Below are 15456 nucleotides of genomic sequence, written 5' to 3'. Positions count from 1 at the left end.
TCTTCGCTTCACCCCTCTCTCCTGCAAGGCATCACTGTGTTTGATTTCGCCGTCTTCGGATCCCTTTTTCTCACCCTTTTTGTGATTATGGACCCCCCGGGGATCACGCCGATCTTCCTCGCCCTGACCTCCGGGCGCCCCGCGAAGGTGCAGCGCCGCATGGCCTGGCAGGCCGTCTGCGTGGCCTTCGGCGTCATCGCCGTCTTCGGTCTCTGCGGCCAGCAGATCCTGGACTACCTGCACGTGTCCGTTCCGGCGCTGATGATCGCCGGCGGGCTGCTGCTCCTGCTCATCGCCCTCGACCTGCTGACCGGCAAGACCGACGAGCCCAAGCAGACCAAGGACGTGAACGTCGCCCTCGTCCCGCTCGGCATGCCCCTGCTGGCCGGACCGGGCGCGATCGTGTCGGTCATCCTCGCCGTGCAGAAGGCGCCCGGCTTCAGCGGCCAGGTCTCCGTCTGGGCGGCGATCGTCGCCATGCACGTCGTGCTGTGGATCACCATGCGCTACTCGCTGGTGATCATCCGGGTCATCAAGGACGGCGGCGTCGTCCTGGTGACGCGGCTCGCCGGCATGATGCTCTCCGCCATCGCGGTCCAGCAGATCATCAACGGTGTCGTCCAGGTCGTGCACACCTCCTGATCGCGGGCGCGGCCTCGACACCACGACGGACCAGGCGACACACATGCGAATGCCCCGCACCGGATCGGTGCGGGGCATCGGTGTCCATACACGCGGCGGCCGTCAGGCGGCTCGCGTCAGGTGGGTCAGGAGGACGCCGTCTCGGCCGGTCGGATCAGAATGCGCTGGCCGACAGACGCGGCCTGCTGCACGATCCGGTTGACGGAGGCCGCGTCCACGACGGTGCTGTCCACGGCGGATCCGTCGACATCGTCCAGGCGCAGAATCTCGAAGCGCACGGGCTTCTCCCTTCGTCGGTGTTCTCCTTGCACAGGGTTAACGAAGTGTAAGCGGCAAACATTCCCTACGCTAAGGAAATTTTTTCACTGGCTAACTATCAGCGCGTGGTCGCGCTCCAGAAGTCCGCCAGCGCATCGGCCGTGACCTGCGGATTCTCGGCGTTTGGGGAGTGCTCCGCGCCCTTCACGATCACCCGCGACGCCCCCAGGCGATCGGCCATGGAGTCCATCAGCGGCACCGGCCACGCGTCGTCCACCACTCCGGACAGCACCAGCATGCGCAGCGGCACCACAGCCAGCTCGGCCACCCGGTCCGGCTCCGACATCAGCACCCGCCCGGTGGCGATCAACTGCTCCGGCTCGGTCGCCAGCCACCGCCCGCGCAGGAACTCCGTCAGTTCGGGGCCGTCGACCGGGGCGTCCACCGGGTCCTGGGCCCGCATCGCCGCCCACACCACCGACATGCATTCTGCGGGCGTGACCCCCCGCAGCGACTCCAGAGCCGCCACCAGCAGCTTCGTACGCTCCTGCTGCGCCTGCGAGATAGCCGCCGGACCGCTGCTCATCAGGGTCAGGGAGGCGAAGGGGGTGTGGTCGCGCAGCACGGCGGCGCGGGCGATCAGACCACCCAGCGAGTGACCCACCAGGTGGATCGGGCCCCCCTCGCCGGACACGGCCGCCGCCTGGGCCAGCACGTCCGCCGCCAGCTCCTCCAGCGCGTACGCGGACTCCTCGCGGGGGCCGGGGCTCTCGTGCTGACCGCGCCCGTCGACCGCCACCACCCGGAAGCCGGCCTCGGCCAGCGGCTCCAGCAGTCCGATGAAGTCCTCCTTGCTCCCCGTGTACCCGGGAACCAGCAGGGCGGTGCCGCGCAGCGGCTCACCCGCCTCGTGCACGGCGAACGCGCCGCGCGCGGTCGTCAGGCGGTACGCACGGGCCGCGGGCGGCAGGGTGAGGCGCGGTGGCTTGCTCATGGGCCCGAGGTTACCGGCCCGTACGCCCGGACACGAGGACGGCCCCGACCCCCTCGAAGGGGGTCGGGGCCGTCCTCGTACGGCGGTGCGGCTCAGGCCTCGGGGGTCTGCGCCACGGCCTTGCGGGTACGCGTGCGCTTCGGCTTGACCGGCGCCTCCTCGGCGTCGACCACGGCCGCCGAGGCGTCCGGGGCGACCGCGGTGGCCTTGCGGGCACGGGTGCGCTTCGGCTTCACCGGGGCCTCCTCGGCCTCGACGGCGGCCTCGGCGACCGGAGCGGGCTCCGCCACCTTGCGCGTGCGGGTCCGGCGCACCTTGACCGGGGCCTCCTCGACCGCGGTGGCCACGACCACCGGAGCCTCGACGGCGGCGGCCTGGGAGGCGATGGCCACGGCCTCGGCGACCGGGGCCGCCGCGACCTTGCGCGGCCGGGTGCGGCGCACCTTGACCGGGGGCTCCACGAGCGGAGCCATCTGGAAGTCGGGCTCCGGGGCCGGCGCCTCGACCGGGGCGGCCACCACGGCGGACTCGACCACGGCGGCCGGGGCCGACGCACGGGTCCGGCGACGGCGCGGCCTGCGCGGCTCGTCGACCGCCGGGGCCTCGGTCGCCTCGGGCGCCTCGGCGACCGGGGTCACGGCGGTCACCGCGGTGGCCACGGCCACGGCCTCGGCGGCCTGCTCGCTGCCGCCGCGGGTCCGACGACGCTGACGCGGGGTACGGGTCCGAGCCGGACGCTCCTCGGCCACCGGGGCGGCGGCGGCAGCGCCGCGACCGCCACGGCCACCGCGGCCGCCGGTCTCGCCCAGGTCCTCGAGGTTCTCGGCCTTCAGGCCGGCCCGCACGCGCTCGGCGCGCGGCAGGATGCCCTTGGTCCCGGCCGGGATGTTCATCTCCTCGAACAGGTGCGGGGACGTGGAGTACGTCTCGACCGGGTCGTGGAAGTCCAGCTCCAGCGCCTTGTTGATCAGCTGCCAGCGCGGGATGTCGTCCCAGTCGACCAGCGTGACGGCGATGCCCTTGTTGCCCGCGCGGCCGGTGCGGCCCACACGGTGCAGGAAGGTCTTCTCGTCCTCCGGCGCCTGGTAGTTGATGACGTGCGTCACACCCTCGACGTCGATGCCGCGCGCGGCGACGTCGGTGCACACGAGCACGTCGACCTTGCCGTTGCGGAACGCGCGCAGCGCCTGCTCGCGCGCACCCTGGCCCAGGTCGCCGTGGACGGCGCCGGACGCGAAGCCGCGCTTCTCCAGCTGCTCGGCGATGTCGGCCGCCGTGCGCTTGGTACGGCAGAAGATCATGGCCAGGCCGCGGCCCTCGGCCTGCAGGATGCGGGAGACGAGCTCCGGCTTGTCCATGTTGTGCGCACGGAAGACGTGCTGCTTGATGTTGGCGACGGTCACGCCCTCGCCCTCGGGGGAGGTGGCGCGGATGTGCGTCGGCTGCGTCATGTACCGGCGGGCCAGTCCGATGACCGCGCCCGGCATGGTCGCCGAGAACAGCATGGTCTGACGCTTCGGCGGCAGGTAGTTGATGATCTTCTCGACGTCGGGCAGGAAGCCCAGGTCGAGCATCTCGTCGGCCTCGTCGAGGACGAGGGCCTTGACGTGGGAGAGGTCGAGCTTCTTCTGCCCGGCCAGGTCCAGCAGGCGGCCCGGGGTGCCGACGATCACGTCGACGCCCTTCTTGAGCGCCTCGACCTGGGGCTCGTACGCGCGGCCGCCGTATATGGCGAGGACGCGCACGTTGCGGACCTTGCCCGCGGTCAGGAGGTCGTTGGTGACCTGGGTGCACAGCTCGCGGGTCGGAACCACCACGAGGGCCTGGGGGGCGTCGGTGAGCTGCGCGGGCGTCGCCCGGCCGGCCTCGACGTCCGCGGGGACGACGACCCGCTCCAGCAGCGGCAGGCCGAAACCGAGCGTCTTGCCGGTACCGGTCTTCGCCTGGCCGATGACGTCCGTGCCGGAAAGGGCGACGGGAAGGGTCATCTCCTGGATCGGGAAGGGGGACACGATGCCGACGGCCTCAAGGGCCTCGGCCGTCTCGGGAAAGATCCCGAGGTCTCGGAACGTAGTCAGGGTGCTGCCTCTTCTGTGAGACGCGGCGCGAGGCGGCGATGGGGGTCGTACCGTGCCGGGCTTGCAGTACTACGACGTACGTACAAAGCTGCGCGGGACCACTAGCCTTCGCTCAAGCGCTTCTGCCGCTGAGGGGGCCCCTCGTGCAGGGCGGTACGCATGAGCGCACACACCACATCGAGGGCGGTCGGGTTGGAGCCGATCGGGCCACCGACCGGGCATCCTCATTCGGACGGCCCGCCGAGATTCGGCAGGCGCATTACCACTGTACCCCGGATTCGCGCAGGTGTGTTGGGTGAATTCACCTGGTAGTCGCGTTTAAGCGGAGTGTCGATGGCCATAGGTCGTGCCTTGACCGGGCTTTAGGCGGGCTATTGTGCGGAGCATGTCGACCGTAGAAAACGCATCTCCCGCCGACGACAGCGCGCCCGTCGAGGCGCTCGGAATCGCCGCCCAGGACTGGGCGACGGCCTCCGCCTCGCCGCAGTACCGGGCCGCCGTCGAGGACCTCCTCGGCGCGCTGGCGTACGGAGAGCTCGCCGCGTTCGAGCGCCTCGCCGAGGACGCGAAGCTCGCGCCCACCCTCGGCGACAAGGCCGAGCTCGCGAAGATGGCCTCCGCCGAGTTCCACCACTTCGAGCGGCTGCGCGACCGGCTCGCGGCGATCGACGTCGACCCCACCGCGGCGATGGAACCCTTCGCGAAGGGCGTCGACGACTTCCACCGCCAGACCGCCCCCTCCGACTGGCTGGAAGGCCTGGTCAAGGCGTACGTCGGCGACTCCATCGCCAGTGACTTCTACCGCGAGGTCGCCACCCACCTCGACACCGACACCCGCGCCCTCGTCGTCGGTGTGCTCGACGACACGGGCCACGGCGGTTTCGCCGTCGAGAAGGTGCGCGCGGCGATCGAGGCCGACCCCCGCTGCGGCGGACGGCTCGCCCTGTGGGCCCGCCGGCTGATGGGCGAGGCGCTCTCGCAGGCCCAGCGCGTGGTCGCGGAACGCGACGCGCTCTCCACGATGCTGGTCGGCGGCGTCGACGGGATGGCGGCCGGATTCGACCTGGCGGCCGTGGGCGAGATGTTCACCCGGATCACCAAGGCCCACACCAAGCGGATGGCGGCCCTCGGCCTCGCGGCCTGAGCCCCACGCGGGCTTCGAGCCCACCCAGGCATGCGTCGGCCCCGGCACGGAAGCACTCCGTGCCGGGGCCGACCCGTGTCAGGGGACGGGCGGGGGCGGGCGACGGTCGTCCCGCTCAGCCTCGCGAGGGGAGCGAAAAGGGAGGGCGTCGGTGCGTCCGACCGGAGCCCGAGCCGGGGCGCAGCAGGAGCGAGAGCACGACCGCCGACACCAGGGTCCCGCCGATCAGGGTCGCCACCAGGGTGTTGTGACCCGGTCCGAGCGACATGTGCGTGAGATAGGCGCCGAACAGCGCTCCCACGACCCCGCTGACCAGGACCACCCTCGGTGACGGCAGCCGCTTCGCGAATCTGCGCACGGCGGCCCCGGACAGGGCGAGGCCCAACAGAGCGGAGCCGAGCGCTTCCATCAGCAGCATGAGGTCCCTTTCCGTACGTCAGGGCGTATTCGGGTTGCAGTACAGCGCTCCTACCCGAAGCGGAACAAAGAGAAACGACCCGGCGAAATCAACCGCCGGGTCGTTTTCCTCCTTTGAGGGAGGTTCAGCTCTCCGTGCCTCAGAGCGCTCCGAAGCCCACCTTGCGCGCACTCGGCTCACCCAGGTCCACGTACGCCAGGCGGTCGGACGGCACCAGGACCTTGCGGCCCTTGATGTCGGTGAGGCTCAGCAGCGGCGCAGTGCCGGACAGGGCGGCGGCCACGACGCCCTCCAGCTCCTCCGCGCTCAGGTCGCTCTCCAGCACGATCTCCCGGGGTGCGTGCTGCACGCCGATCTTGACCTCCACGGCTTTGTCCCTCCGACGATCCGGTTCGCGCGATCAGCCGCGCCGTACCCGGTCCACATTAGCCCGGAGAGGGGACGCGATCGGCCCGTGGCGGACACGCTCGCAGCGAACAGCGGCGCACCGCCGCGGCGGTGCCGGGTCAGCCCTCCGTACCGTGCAGCGGGAAGCCCGCGATGCCGCGCCAGGCGAGCGAGGTCAGCAGGCCGACCGCGGTGTCACGGGCGACCGGGCTCTCGCTCGACAGCCAGTACCGGGCCACGACCTGCGAGACGCCGCCGAGGCCCACGGCCAGCAGCATGGACTCGTCCTTGGACAGGCCGGTGTCCTCCGCGATGACCTCCGAGATGGCCTCCGCGCACTGGAGCGACACACGGTCGACGCGCTCGCGCACGGCGGGCTCGTTCGTCAGGTCCGACTCGAAGACCAGGCGGAAGGCGCCGCCCTCGTCCTGGACGTACGCGAAGTACGCGTCCATCGTCGCGGCCACGCGCAGCTTGTTGTCCGTGGTCGAGGCGAGCGCCGTGCGGACCGCCGACAGCAGGGACTCGCAGTGCTGGTCCAGCAGCGCCAGGTAGAGGTCGAGCTTGCCGGGAAAGTGCTGGTAGAGCACCGGCTTGCTGACCCCGGCGCGCTCCGCGATGTCGTCCATCGCCGCGGCGTGGTAACCCTGCGCGACGAAGACCTCCTGGGCCGCGCCCAGGAGCTGGTTGCGCCGGGCTCGGCGCGGCAGTCGCGTGCCCCGGGGACGCGCTGCCTCCGTCTGCTCGATGGCTGTCACGCCGCCTCCCACTTTCTCTAAGAACACAGTGCGCTCTGCGCCGCGCCGCCATCGTACTTTTCGGTAACCGGATCTGGTGGGTTCAAGCCGAGTTTTCTCGCGGTACGGACCGCCCTGACCCGCTGGTCAGCGCCTTTCCGCGGCGGTCAGCGGTAGTCGTCCTCGTCGAGGGGGACCACGCGGGCCTGCTCGGCGGCGTCCCCGTCGGTCGCCTCGTCGAGGTCGGCCCCCGTGAGCGGGTCGTCTTCGAGGGGCTGGAGTTCGATGTGCTGCTCCGCGGCATCCGCCTCGGGCGTCTCCGGGTCGAGGTCCTCCCGGAGCCGCTCCCGGAAGGTGTCCGGTTCGGCTGGGTCGACAGTCATCGCGCTCCCCTCGCCTTCGCTCGTACTACGAGCCTAGGAGGATCGCGACCGCGACGCCAGGTGGTCCTGTGACCGCCGACACAAGAGGTCGAGCGTGATCGTCTCGTAACATTGCCCCATGTCTTCGACCGAGCTGCCGGGTGTGCGGTCCACCGCCGAGGCGTCCTCCCAGGTGGGGGGCGTCCGGGTGGCCGAGGGAGAGCGTCTGCGCACGGAGCGGCTCCCCGGCCTGGAGCTGAACGTGCGATTCCGGCCCTCCTCGAAGGAGGGCTTGCCGCCCGCGCTGTTCGTGCACGGGCTCGGCGGATCCTCGCAGAACTGGTCGGCGCTGATGGAGCGTCTGGCCGACGAGGTGGACGGCGAGGCCGTCGACCTGCCCGGCTTCGGCTGGTCCCCGCCCCCCGCGAACCGGGACTACTCGATCACCGGTTTCGCCCGCGCGGTCATCCGGCACCTCGACGCGGCCGGCCGCGGCCCGGTGCACCTGTTCGGCAACTCGCTCGGCGGGGCCGTCTCCACCCGGGTCGCGGCCGCCCGCCCCGACCTGGTGCGCAGTCTGACGCTCGTCTCGCCCGCGCTCCCCGAACTGCGCGTGCAGCGCTCGGCGGTGCCGACCGCGCTGCTGGCCATGCCGGGCATGGCGCCCCTGTTGCTGCGCCTCACCAAGGGGTTGAGCGCGGAACAGCGCACCCGGGGGGTGACGGGCCTCTGTTACGGCGACCCCACACGGGTGACACCGGAGGGTTTCGAGGCGGCCGTCGAGGAGATGGCGCGCCGCATGGCGCTCCCGTACTTCTGGGAGGCGATGACCCGTTCGTCGCGCGGGATCGTCGACGCCTACACCCTCGGTGGGCAGCACGGGTTGTGGCGTCAGGCCCAACGGGTGCTCGCGCCTACCCTGTTGGTCTACGGTGGCCGGGACCAGTTGGTCTCGTACCGAATGGCGCGCAAGGCCGCCGCCGCTTTCCGGGGCTCGCGGCTGGTGTGTCTGCCGGAGGCCGGTCACGTGGCGATGATGGAGTACCCCGAGGTGGTCGCGGCCGCTTTCCGGGAGTTGTTGCAAGACGCACAAGAACCGACACACACCGAAGAAGATGGTAGAGGCTGAGGCGCGTGGGACGACATAGTCGCAAGGACTCCGTCCCGGAGCGGCTCGCGCCGCCCGCGGAGCCCACGCCCTTCGAGGCGTTTGATCCGCCCGGCGTCTTCGGGGACTCGGGATCTCGGATCGCCGAGACCCCGGCGCTCCTCGACGAGCCGGGGGTCTTCGGGGAGTACGAGGCGCCCGCGCCCCGCCGGGCGGCGCCGCCGTACGTCCCGCCACCCGGCACCGGCCCGGCCGGCGGCCGGGTACCCGAACCCACGGTCGCGCACCGGGGATTCGCGTCCCCCGCCCCGCAGGCGCCGCCGGCGCGGCCCGCCGGGCATCCCGAGCAGCGCGAGCCCGGTGGCGCGTGGGGCGCGAGCGCCCTCACCGACACCGGCTCCTTGTTCGTGGACCGACCCGGCGTCCCGCGGGCCCGGGCGGCCGCTCCGCCGGCCCGCAACACCGACACCCCGGCCTTCGGCACCCCCGCCGCCGGTTTCCCGAAGGTCACCCTCGCGCCGGCCGCCGCGACGCCGGCCGCCGATCCCGGCGAGGCCCGCGTCGCCACCGGCGCACAGGGGCTGATCCCCGGGCCCCGGACGCCCGAGCCCGCCCCCGAAACGGGCGGCGACACCCCCGAGAAGCCGGTCGCCGGTCGCGCCAGGAAGATCCGTGCCTACACCGGGGTGGCCGCGGCGGCCGTCACGGCCGTGCTGGCCGTCGTGGTGGCCACGCAGGTGATCACCGAGGGTGAAGCGGGCAACGGGACGATGCAGGCGGGCCCCGAGGACAGCCAGGGCCGCGCCGTTCCCGGGCAGTCGCCGGCCTCCCGTTCGGACGACCGCCTCAAGCCCGACGCCCCGGCGCCGGCTCCGGTGGAGCTGACGTACGACCAGAAGATGGCGTTGCAACTGCCGATCGACGCGAAGCTGGCCGGCCCGGGCGTCTTCGACACCGTGCCGGGCGTGGCCAAGGCGCCCGGCAAGGGCAAGCTCGTGCGCTACCGGGTGGACGTGGAGCAGAAGCTGGGGCTGGACGCCCAGCTCTTCGCGGAGGCGGTGCACCGCACGCTCAACGATCCGCGGAGCTGGGGCCACAACGGTGCGATGACGTTCGAGCGGGTGCCGGGTGGCGAGGCCGACTTCGTGATCACCCTGGCCAGTCCGGGCACCACCGGCGTGTGGTGTGCGAAGTCGGGTCTGGACACCACGGTCGACAACGTGTCCTGCGACTCCGCCTCCACCGAGCGCGTGATGATCAACGCCTTCCGCTGGGCGCAGGGCTCGCCCACCTACGGCGCCGGCCAGATGTTCGCGTACCGGCAGATGCTCATCAACCACGAGGTCGGGCACCGGCTCGGTCACGGGCACGTGAACTGCCGCACGCCGGGCGAGCTGGCGCCGATCATGCAGCAGCAGACCAAGTCGCTCAACATCGACAACATCCAGTGCAAGCCCAACCCGTGGGTGTTTCCCGGGAGTTGAGATCCGGCGTTGACAAGCTGTCCGATGGTCGGTAATTGTTCTCCGCATGTCGCACCGCCACACCACCGCCGCGAGCGCCGCCATAGAGCTGGCGCTCCTCGGTGTGGCCGCGCACAGCGTGGCCGACATCTTCTGTCGCTGACGCCTGCCTGAGCGCGCGACGCCCTTCACCGTTCTTCGCCGCGCCCGGGTGCATCCGCCCGCAGGCGCGGCCCCTCTTTCGGCATGACCCCGGACCGGCGCGATCACTCGCGCCGGGACCTCCCGCTCTCGGGACGTCCCCGGTGTGATCTCGGCGGCTGCCCCTCGCGTGGCATTCCTCCCCGTTTCGCATCACGCCGAGAGGTCCCTTCTCCCATGCTCCGTCAGTCCCACACATCGCGCCGCGTGGCCGCGGTCGCCGTCAGCCTCGTACTGGCCGGGGGCGCCGCCGCCTGCGGGCCCAAGGACGCGGCGGACCAGGCCGGATCCGGCGACAAGGCCGGCGCCTCCGGGAGCGCCCCCGCCAAGGGCGGCACCCTCTCCGTCCTCAACGCCGACCCCCAGAGCGACTTCGATCCGGCGCGGCTCTACACCTCCGGCGGCGGAAACGTTCCTTCGCTGGTGTTCCGGACCCTCACCACCCGCAACCGCGAGGACGGCGCGGCCGGCGCCAAGGTCGTGCCCGACCTGGCCACCGACCTCGGCAAGCCGAACGCGGACGCCACCGAGTGGACGTACACCCTCAAGGACGGGCTGAAGTACGAGGACGGCACCCCGATCACCACCGCCGACATCAAGTACGGCATCGAGCGGTCCTTCGCCGCCGAGCTGTCGGGCGGCGCCCCCTACCTGAGAGACTGGCTCGTCGGCGGCGAGGCGTACCAGGGCCCCTACAAGGACGGCGGCAAGGGCCTCGACTCCATCGTCGTGCCCGACGCGAAGACGATCACCTTCAAGCTGCGCAAGCCCGAGGGGGAGTTCCCCTTCCTCGCCACCCAGACCCAGTTCGCGCCGGTGCCCAAGGCCAAGGACACCGGGGCCGCGTACGAGCAGCACCCGATCTCCTCCGGCCCGTACAAGGTCGTCAAGAACGACAACGACGGCGAACACCTCGTCCTGGACCGCAACCCGCACTGGGACGAGAAGACCGACGAGGAGCGCAAGGCCTACCCGGACAAGATCGACGTCCGCTCAGGCCTCGACGCCGCCGTCATCAACCAGCGCCTGACCACCAGCTCCGGCGCCGACGCCACCGCCGTCACCACCGACACCAACCTCGGGCCCGCCGAACTCGCCCAGATCGGCGACAACAAGGAACTCGCCGCCCGCGTCGGCACCGGCCACTTCGGCTACATCAACTACCTGGCCTTCAACCCCAAGGTGGCCCCCTTCGACAACCCGAAGGTCCGCCAGGCCATCTCGTACGCGATCAACCGCACCAGCGTGATCAACGCGGCGGGCGGCTCCGCGCTCGCCGAGCCGGCGACCACCTTCCTCCCCGAGCAGAAGGCCTTCGGCTTCACCAAGTACGACCACTTCCCCGCGGGCAAGACCGGCGACCCGACCAAGGCCAGGGAACTGCTGAAGGAGGCCGGCTTCCCCGACGGCGTCGACGTCACGCTGACCCACTCCACTCAGCAGAACCGGCAGACCAGCCCCGAGGTCGCCACCGCCGTGCAGCAGGCGCTCGCCGCCGCCGGGATCAGGGTCAAGCTGGAGGGCCTGGAGAACAACGCCTTCAACGAGAAGCGCTGGGACGCCGAGAACACCCCCGGCTTCTTCATCTCCCGCTGGGGCGCCGACTGGCCCTCCGGCGCCCCCTTCCTCGCGCCGATCTTCGACGGCCGGCAGATCGTCACCAACGGCTCCAACTACAACCACGCCCAGCTGAACGACCCCGCAGTGAACACCGAGATCGACGAGATCGCCAAACTCACCGACCTGGAGGCCGCCGGCAAGCGCTGGGGCGCCCTCGACCGGAAGATCGGCGAGCAGGCCCTGGACGTGCCGCTCTTCCACCCCGTCTACAAGCGGCTCGTCGGCAAGAACGTCAAGAACGTCGTCATCAGCGACTGGACCGGCGTCCTCGACATCTCGCAGGTATCGGTCAAGTGACGCTCCTCGCCGACCGATCGGCGCCCGCGCCCGGGGCACTCGCCCCGGGCGCGGGCGCCGCGCGGCAGGTCTGGCGGCGACTGCGCACACGGCCCTCGGCCGTCGCGTCCGCCGCCGTCCTCGCCGCCCTCGTCCTGCTCGCCCTCGCCGCACCCCTGCTCGCACAGCTCGCCGGCCAGGACCCCAACGCCTACCACGACGACCTCGTCGACTCGGCGCGCGGCGGAGTCCCCCTCGGTTCCCTCGGCGGGATCTCCGCCGACCACTGGCTCGGAGTCGAACCGGGCACCGGCCGGGACCTGTTCACCCGGCTCCTGCACGGAGCCCGGATCTCGCTGCTCGTCGCCCTCGGGGCCACCGCCGTCCAGGTCACCGTCGGCATCGCGGCCGGACTGACCGCCGCCCTCGGCAACCGCGTCGTCGCCACCCTGATCGGCCGGACCACCGACGTCATGATCGCCCTGCCCATGCTGGTGCTCGGCGTCGCGCTGACCGCCGTCGTCCCGCCGGACTTCCCCCGGCCCCTGCTGCTGATCCTCGTCATCGGACTGCTCGGCTGGGGCGGCACCGCCCGGATGGTGCGCGCCCAGACCCTGGCCCTGCGCGAGCTGGACTTCGTCGCCGCCGCCCGCCTGTCCGGCAACGGCACCCTGCGGATCGCCCGCCGCGAACTGCTGCCCTCCCTGGCCGCGCCCGTGATCACCCTCGCCGCGATCAACGTGCCGACCAACATGGTGGTCGAGGCCTCGCTGTCCTTCCTCGGCGTCGGCGTGAAGCCGCCCACCCCGTCCTGGGGACAGATGCTCTCCAGTGCCCAGACCTGGTTCCGCGCCGACCCGACATACGTCCTGCTGCCCGCCGGGATGCTGTTCGTCACCGTGCTCGCCTTCACCGTCCTCGGTGACGCCGTCCGCACGGCCCTCGACCCCCGCGAGGCCTCACGGCTGCGGATCGGCACCCGCGCCGGGGCCCGCACCGGCACCCGCGCCGGCCGAAAGGAGCGGAAGGCATGACCCGCTTCGTCCTCCAACGGACCGGCGGCGCACTCCTCGTGCTGCTCACCCTGTCCATCGCCGTCTACCTCCTCTTCTACGTCGCACCCGGCGACCCCGCCCGCCTCGCCTGCGGGGAACGCTGCGACCCGACGCAGATCGCCCAGGTCCGCGCTCAGCTCGGGCTGAACGACTCCGTCGTCGTGCAGTACGTGCACTTCCTCCAGGGCCTCGTGGCCGGCCGGGACTACTCCGGCGGCGCCGGACTGACCCCGCACTGCGACGCGCCCTGCCTCGGCTTCTCGTACCAGAACGACCGGCAGGTCACCGAACTGCTGCTGGACCGGCTCCCCGCCACCGCGTCGCTGGCGCTCGGCGCGCTGGTGATCTGGCTCGTCATCGGCGTCGGCACCGGCCTGCTGTCCGCCCTGCGGCGCGGCGGGATCACCGAGCGGGTGCTCACCGTCCTCACGCTCGCCGGCACCGGGACGCCCGTCTTCATCCTCGGGCTGCTGGTGCTCATGGTGGTCTGCGCGTACCTGCGCTGGCTGCCGTTCCCGACCTACGTGCCCTTCGGCGAGGACCCCGAGCAGTGGGCCTGGAACCTGCTGCTGCCCTGGGTCACCCTCGGCTTCTTCGAGAGCGCCAAGTACGCCAGGGTGACACGCAGCGCCACCCTGGAGACGCTCGCCGAGGACCACATCCGCACCTTCCGCGCCTACGGCGTGGGCGAACGGAAGATCGTCACCCGGCACGCCCTGCGCGGCGCGGTCGCGCCGGTGATCGCGCTGAGCGCCGTGGACTTCGGGACGATGATCGGCGGCGCGGTGCTGACCGAGTCGCTGTTCGGCATCCCCGGACTCGGCAAGACGCTGATCGACGGGGTCCGGGTCGTGGACCTGCCCGTGGTCGTGGGCGTCACCCTGGCCATCGGCACCGCCGTCGTGGTCGCGGGCGCCGTCGCCGACCTGCTGTACGCCGTCGCGGACCGAAGGGTGGCCCTGACATGAGCGAACCACTGGTGGAGGTACGCGACCTCGTGGTCGACTTCCCGGTCGGCGCACCGGGGGAGTGGGTACGGGCCGTGGACGGGGTCTCGCTGACCCTGGAGGCGGGCGGCGCCCTCGGCATCGTCGGCGAGTCCGGCAGCGGCAAGTCCACCGTGGCCGCCGCCCTGTTGGGCCTGCACCACGGGACGGGAACCCGACTGACCGGCACCGTACGGGTGGCCGGCACCGACCTGGCCGGCGCCGACCTGGCCGGCGCCGGCGCGCCGCAGTTGCGCGCCCTGCGCGGGGGCACGGCCGCCATGGTCTTCCAGGACCCGCTGAGCTCCCTCGACCCGTACTACGCCATCGGCGACCAGATCGCCGAGGTCCACCGGGTCCACACCGACGCCTCCCGGCGCGCGGCCCGGGCCCGGGCCGTCGAGGTGCTCGACCGGGTCGGCATCCCCGACGCCGCCCGCCGCTCCCGCGCCCGACCGCACGAGTTCAGCGGCGGCATGCGCCAGCGCGCCCTCATCGCCATGGCCCTGGCCTGCGAGCCGAGGCTGCTGATCGCCGACGAACCGACCACCGCCCTCGACGTCACCGTCCAGGCGCAGATCCTCGACCTGCTCCACGGACTGCGCGAGGAACGGGGCCTGGGACTGCTGCTCGTCACCCACGACGTGGGCGTGGCCGCCGAGAACATCGACGAGCTGCTCGTCATGCGCGACGGCCGGGCCGTGGAACGCGGGCCCGTCGGCCGGGTGCTGGCCGCACCCGCGGACCCGTACACCCGTGATCTCCTCGACGCCGTCCCCCGGCTCGACGCGCCGCGCCCGTCGCGGCTGCGGCCCGCCCCCGACGCGCCGGCCCCCGTCGTCGAGGCCTTCGCCCTGCGCAGGGAGTTCGGCCGGGGCAAGCGCGCCGTCACCGCCGTCGACGGCGTCTCGCTGGCCGTGCGCGCCGGGGAGACGCTGGGCATCGTCGGGGAGAGCGGCAGCGGCAAGAGCACCCTCGGCCGGATGCTCGTCGGGCTTCTGGAACCGAGCGCCGGAGAGGTCCGGCACACCGGCGAGGCGGCCGGCGGGGCCGCGCGCGACGGCATCCCGCACGGCGTCCAGATGGTCTTCCAGGACCCGGTGTCCTCGCTCAACCCCCGCCGCTCGATCGGCGAGTCCATCGCGGACCCGCTGCGCGCGGCCGGCGAGCGCGACGAGGACGCGATCCGGGCCCGCGTCGCGGAACTGCTGGAACGCGTCGGGCTGGAGGCCGCCCACCACGACCGCTACCCGCACGAGTTCAGCGGCGGCCAACGCCAGCGCGTCGGCATCGCCCGCGCCCTCGCCCCCCGGCCCCGCCTGATCGTCTGCGACGAACCCGTCTCCGCCCTCGACGTCACCACCCAGGCACAGGTCACCGCCCTGCTGGCGGAACTCCAACGGGAACTCGGCGTCGCGCTCGTCTTCATCGCCCACGACCTGGCGGTGGTCCGGCAGGTGAGCGACCGGGTGGCCGTGATGCGGGCCGGGCGGATCGTCGAGGAGGGCCCCGTCGACGAGGTCTACGACCGCCCGCGCGACCCGTACACCCGCCGGCTGCTCGCGGCCGTCCCGGCCCTGGACCCGGAGCGGGCCGGGGACCGGCGCTCCTCGCGACAGGAGGCCTACGCCTAGGCAGACTCCCGCGCCCCGAGCCCCATGCGGCGCACTCCGCCCGCGGCCTGCGGCAAAAGGGCCGCAGGCCCTTTTTAGCGTGCTCGAACGCGA

The 15456-nt window shown here is 72.1% G+C and carries 16 protein-coding genes; 9 read left to right on the top strand and 7 right to left on the bottom strand.

Annotated elements, in window-relative coordinates; genetic code table 11:
* Positions 1–36: 36 nt before the first annotated feature.
* The gene (locus ACFYW3_RS10505) at positions 37–642 is read left to right on the top strand and encodes a MarC family protein (RefSeq protein WP_351762206.1); all 606 of its coding nucleotides are present in this window, start codon (positions 37–39) and stop codon (positions 640–642) included.
* A 125-nt stretch (positions 643–767) separates the two neighbouring features.
* Here the strand turns inward: ACFYW3_RS10505 and ACFYW3_RS10500 are convergent, their stop codons facing one another.
* The 3 genes from ACFYW3_RS10500 to ACFYW3_RS10490 form a co-directional block, all read right to left on the bottom strand.
* Entirely contained in the window at positions 768–920 is a 153-nt protein-coding gene (locus tag ACFYW3_RS10500) for a hypothetical protein (RefSeq protein WP_199826569.1), read from the bottom strand.
* 98 nt (positions 921–1018) lie between these two features.
* Positions 1019–1894, bottom strand: coding sequence for an alpha/beta fold hydrolase (locus ACFYW3_RS10495; protein WP_389386065.1), 876 nt, complete (start codon positions 1892–1894; stop codon positions 1019–1021).
* A 92-nt stretch (positions 1895–1986) separates the two neighbouring features.
* Complete coding sequence (locus tag ACFYW3_RS10490; protein WP_389386064.1) at positions 1987–3906, bottom strand: DEAD/DEAH box helicase; 1920 nt, start codon at positions 3904–3906, stop codon at positions 1987–1989.
* A gap of 451 nt (positions 3907–4357) precedes the next feature.
* Here ACFYW3_RS10490 and ACFYW3_RS10485 point away from each other — a divergent pair, with 451 nt between their 5' ends.
* Positions 4358–5116, top strand: a complete 759-nt coding sequence (locus ACFYW3_RS10485) for a ferritin-like fold-containing protein (RefSeq protein ID WP_351378277.1) — start codon at positions 4358–4360, stop codon at positions 5114–5116.
* Positions 5117–5231: 115 nt separating this feature from the next.
* Here the strand turns inward: ACFYW3_RS10485 and ACFYW3_RS10480 are convergent, their stop codons facing one another.
* From ACFYW3_RS10480 to ACFYW3_RS10465, 4 genes are all read right to left on the bottom strand, one after another.
* Positions 5232–5534, bottom strand: a complete 303-nt coding sequence (locus ACFYW3_RS10480) for a hypothetical protein (RefSeq protein WP_199826568.1) — start codon at positions 5532–5534, stop codon at positions 5232–5234.
* A 139-nt stretch (positions 5535–5673) separates the two neighbouring features.
* Positions 5674–5901, bottom strand: a complete 228-nt coding sequence (locus ACFYW3_RS10475; RefSeq protein ID WP_053680445.1) for a DUF3107 domain-containing protein — start codon at positions 5899–5901, stop codon at positions 5674–5676.
* 139 nt (positions 5902–6040) lie between these two features.
* Positions 6041–6679: a TetR/AcrR family transcriptional regulator gene (locus tag ACFYW3_RS10470; RefSeq protein WP_053680443.1), complete on the bottom strand. Its 639-nt coding sequence runs from the start codon at positions 6677–6679 to the stop codon at positions 6041–6043.
* A 146-nt stretch (positions 6680–6825) separates the two neighbouring features.
* On the bottom strand, positions 6826–7041 hold the full coding sequence (locus ACFYW3_RS10465; protein WP_351762200.1) for a hypothetical protein: 216 nt from the start codon (positions 7039–7041) through the stop codon (positions 6826–6828).
* 118 nt (positions 7042–7159) lie between these two features.
* Here ACFYW3_RS10465 and ACFYW3_RS10460 point away from each other — a divergent pair, with 118 nt between their 5' ends.
* The 7 genes from ACFYW3_RS10460 (at position 7160) to ACFYW3_RS10430 (ending at position 15363) form a co-directional block, all read left to right on the top strand.
* Positions 7160–8149, top strand: a complete 990-nt coding sequence (locus ACFYW3_RS10460) for an alpha/beta hydrolase (protein WP_351762198.1) — start codon at positions 7160–7162, stop codon at positions 8147–8149.
* A 5-nt stretch (positions 8150–8154) separates the two neighbouring features.
* Positions 8155–9612 carry a DUF3152 domain-containing protein gene (locus ACFYW3_RS10455; protein WP_389386063.1) on the top strand — a complete coding sequence of 486 codons (1458 nt, stop codon included), beginning with the start codon at positions 8155–8157 and terminating at the stop codon, positions 9610–9612.
* Positions 9613–9658: 46 nt separating this feature from the next.
* A complete protein-coding gene (locus tag ACFYW3_RS10450) occupies positions 9659–9754 on the top strand; it encodes an Ms4533A family Cys-rich leader peptide (protein ID WP_323178900.1) in 96 nt (31 codons plus the stop codon).
* Between the two features lie 215 nt (positions 9755–9969).
* Positions 9970–11709: an ABC transporter substrate-binding protein gene (locus ACFYW3_RS10445; protein WP_389386062.1), complete on the top strand. Its 1740-nt coding sequence runs from the start codon at positions 9970–9972 to the stop codon at positions 11707–11709.
* On the top strand, positions 11706–12722 hold the full coding sequence (locus ACFYW3_RS10440; protein ID WP_389386061.1) for an ABC transporter permease: 1017 nt from the start codon (positions 11706–11708) through the stop codon (positions 12720–12722). Before ACFYW3_RS10445 ends, ACFYW3_RS10440 begins: the two co-directional genes overlap by 4 nt.
* Entirely contained in the window at positions 12719–13711 is a 993-nt protein-coding gene (locus ACFYW3_RS10435) for an ABC transporter permease (protein WP_351749018.1), read from the top strand. Before ACFYW3_RS10440 ends, ACFYW3_RS10435 begins: the two co-directional genes overlap by 4 nt.
* Entirely contained in the window at positions 13708–15363 is a 1656-nt protein-coding gene (locus ACFYW3_RS10430; RefSeq protein ID WP_389386060.1) for a dipeptide ABC transporter ATP-binding protein, read from the top strand. Before ACFYW3_RS10435 ends, ACFYW3_RS10430 begins: the two co-directional genes overlap by 4 nt.
* Positions 15364–15456 lie beyond the last annotated feature (93 nt).

Origin of the sequence: Streptomyces sp. NPDC002602 (genome assembly GCF_042889445.1) — a bacterium.
Lineage (GTDB): Bacteria > Actinomycetota > Actinomycetes > Streptomycetales > Streptomycetaceae > Streptomyces.
Note: the sequence above shows the minus strand (reverse complement) of the source record. Positions and strands in the feature narration are given on the sequence as shown.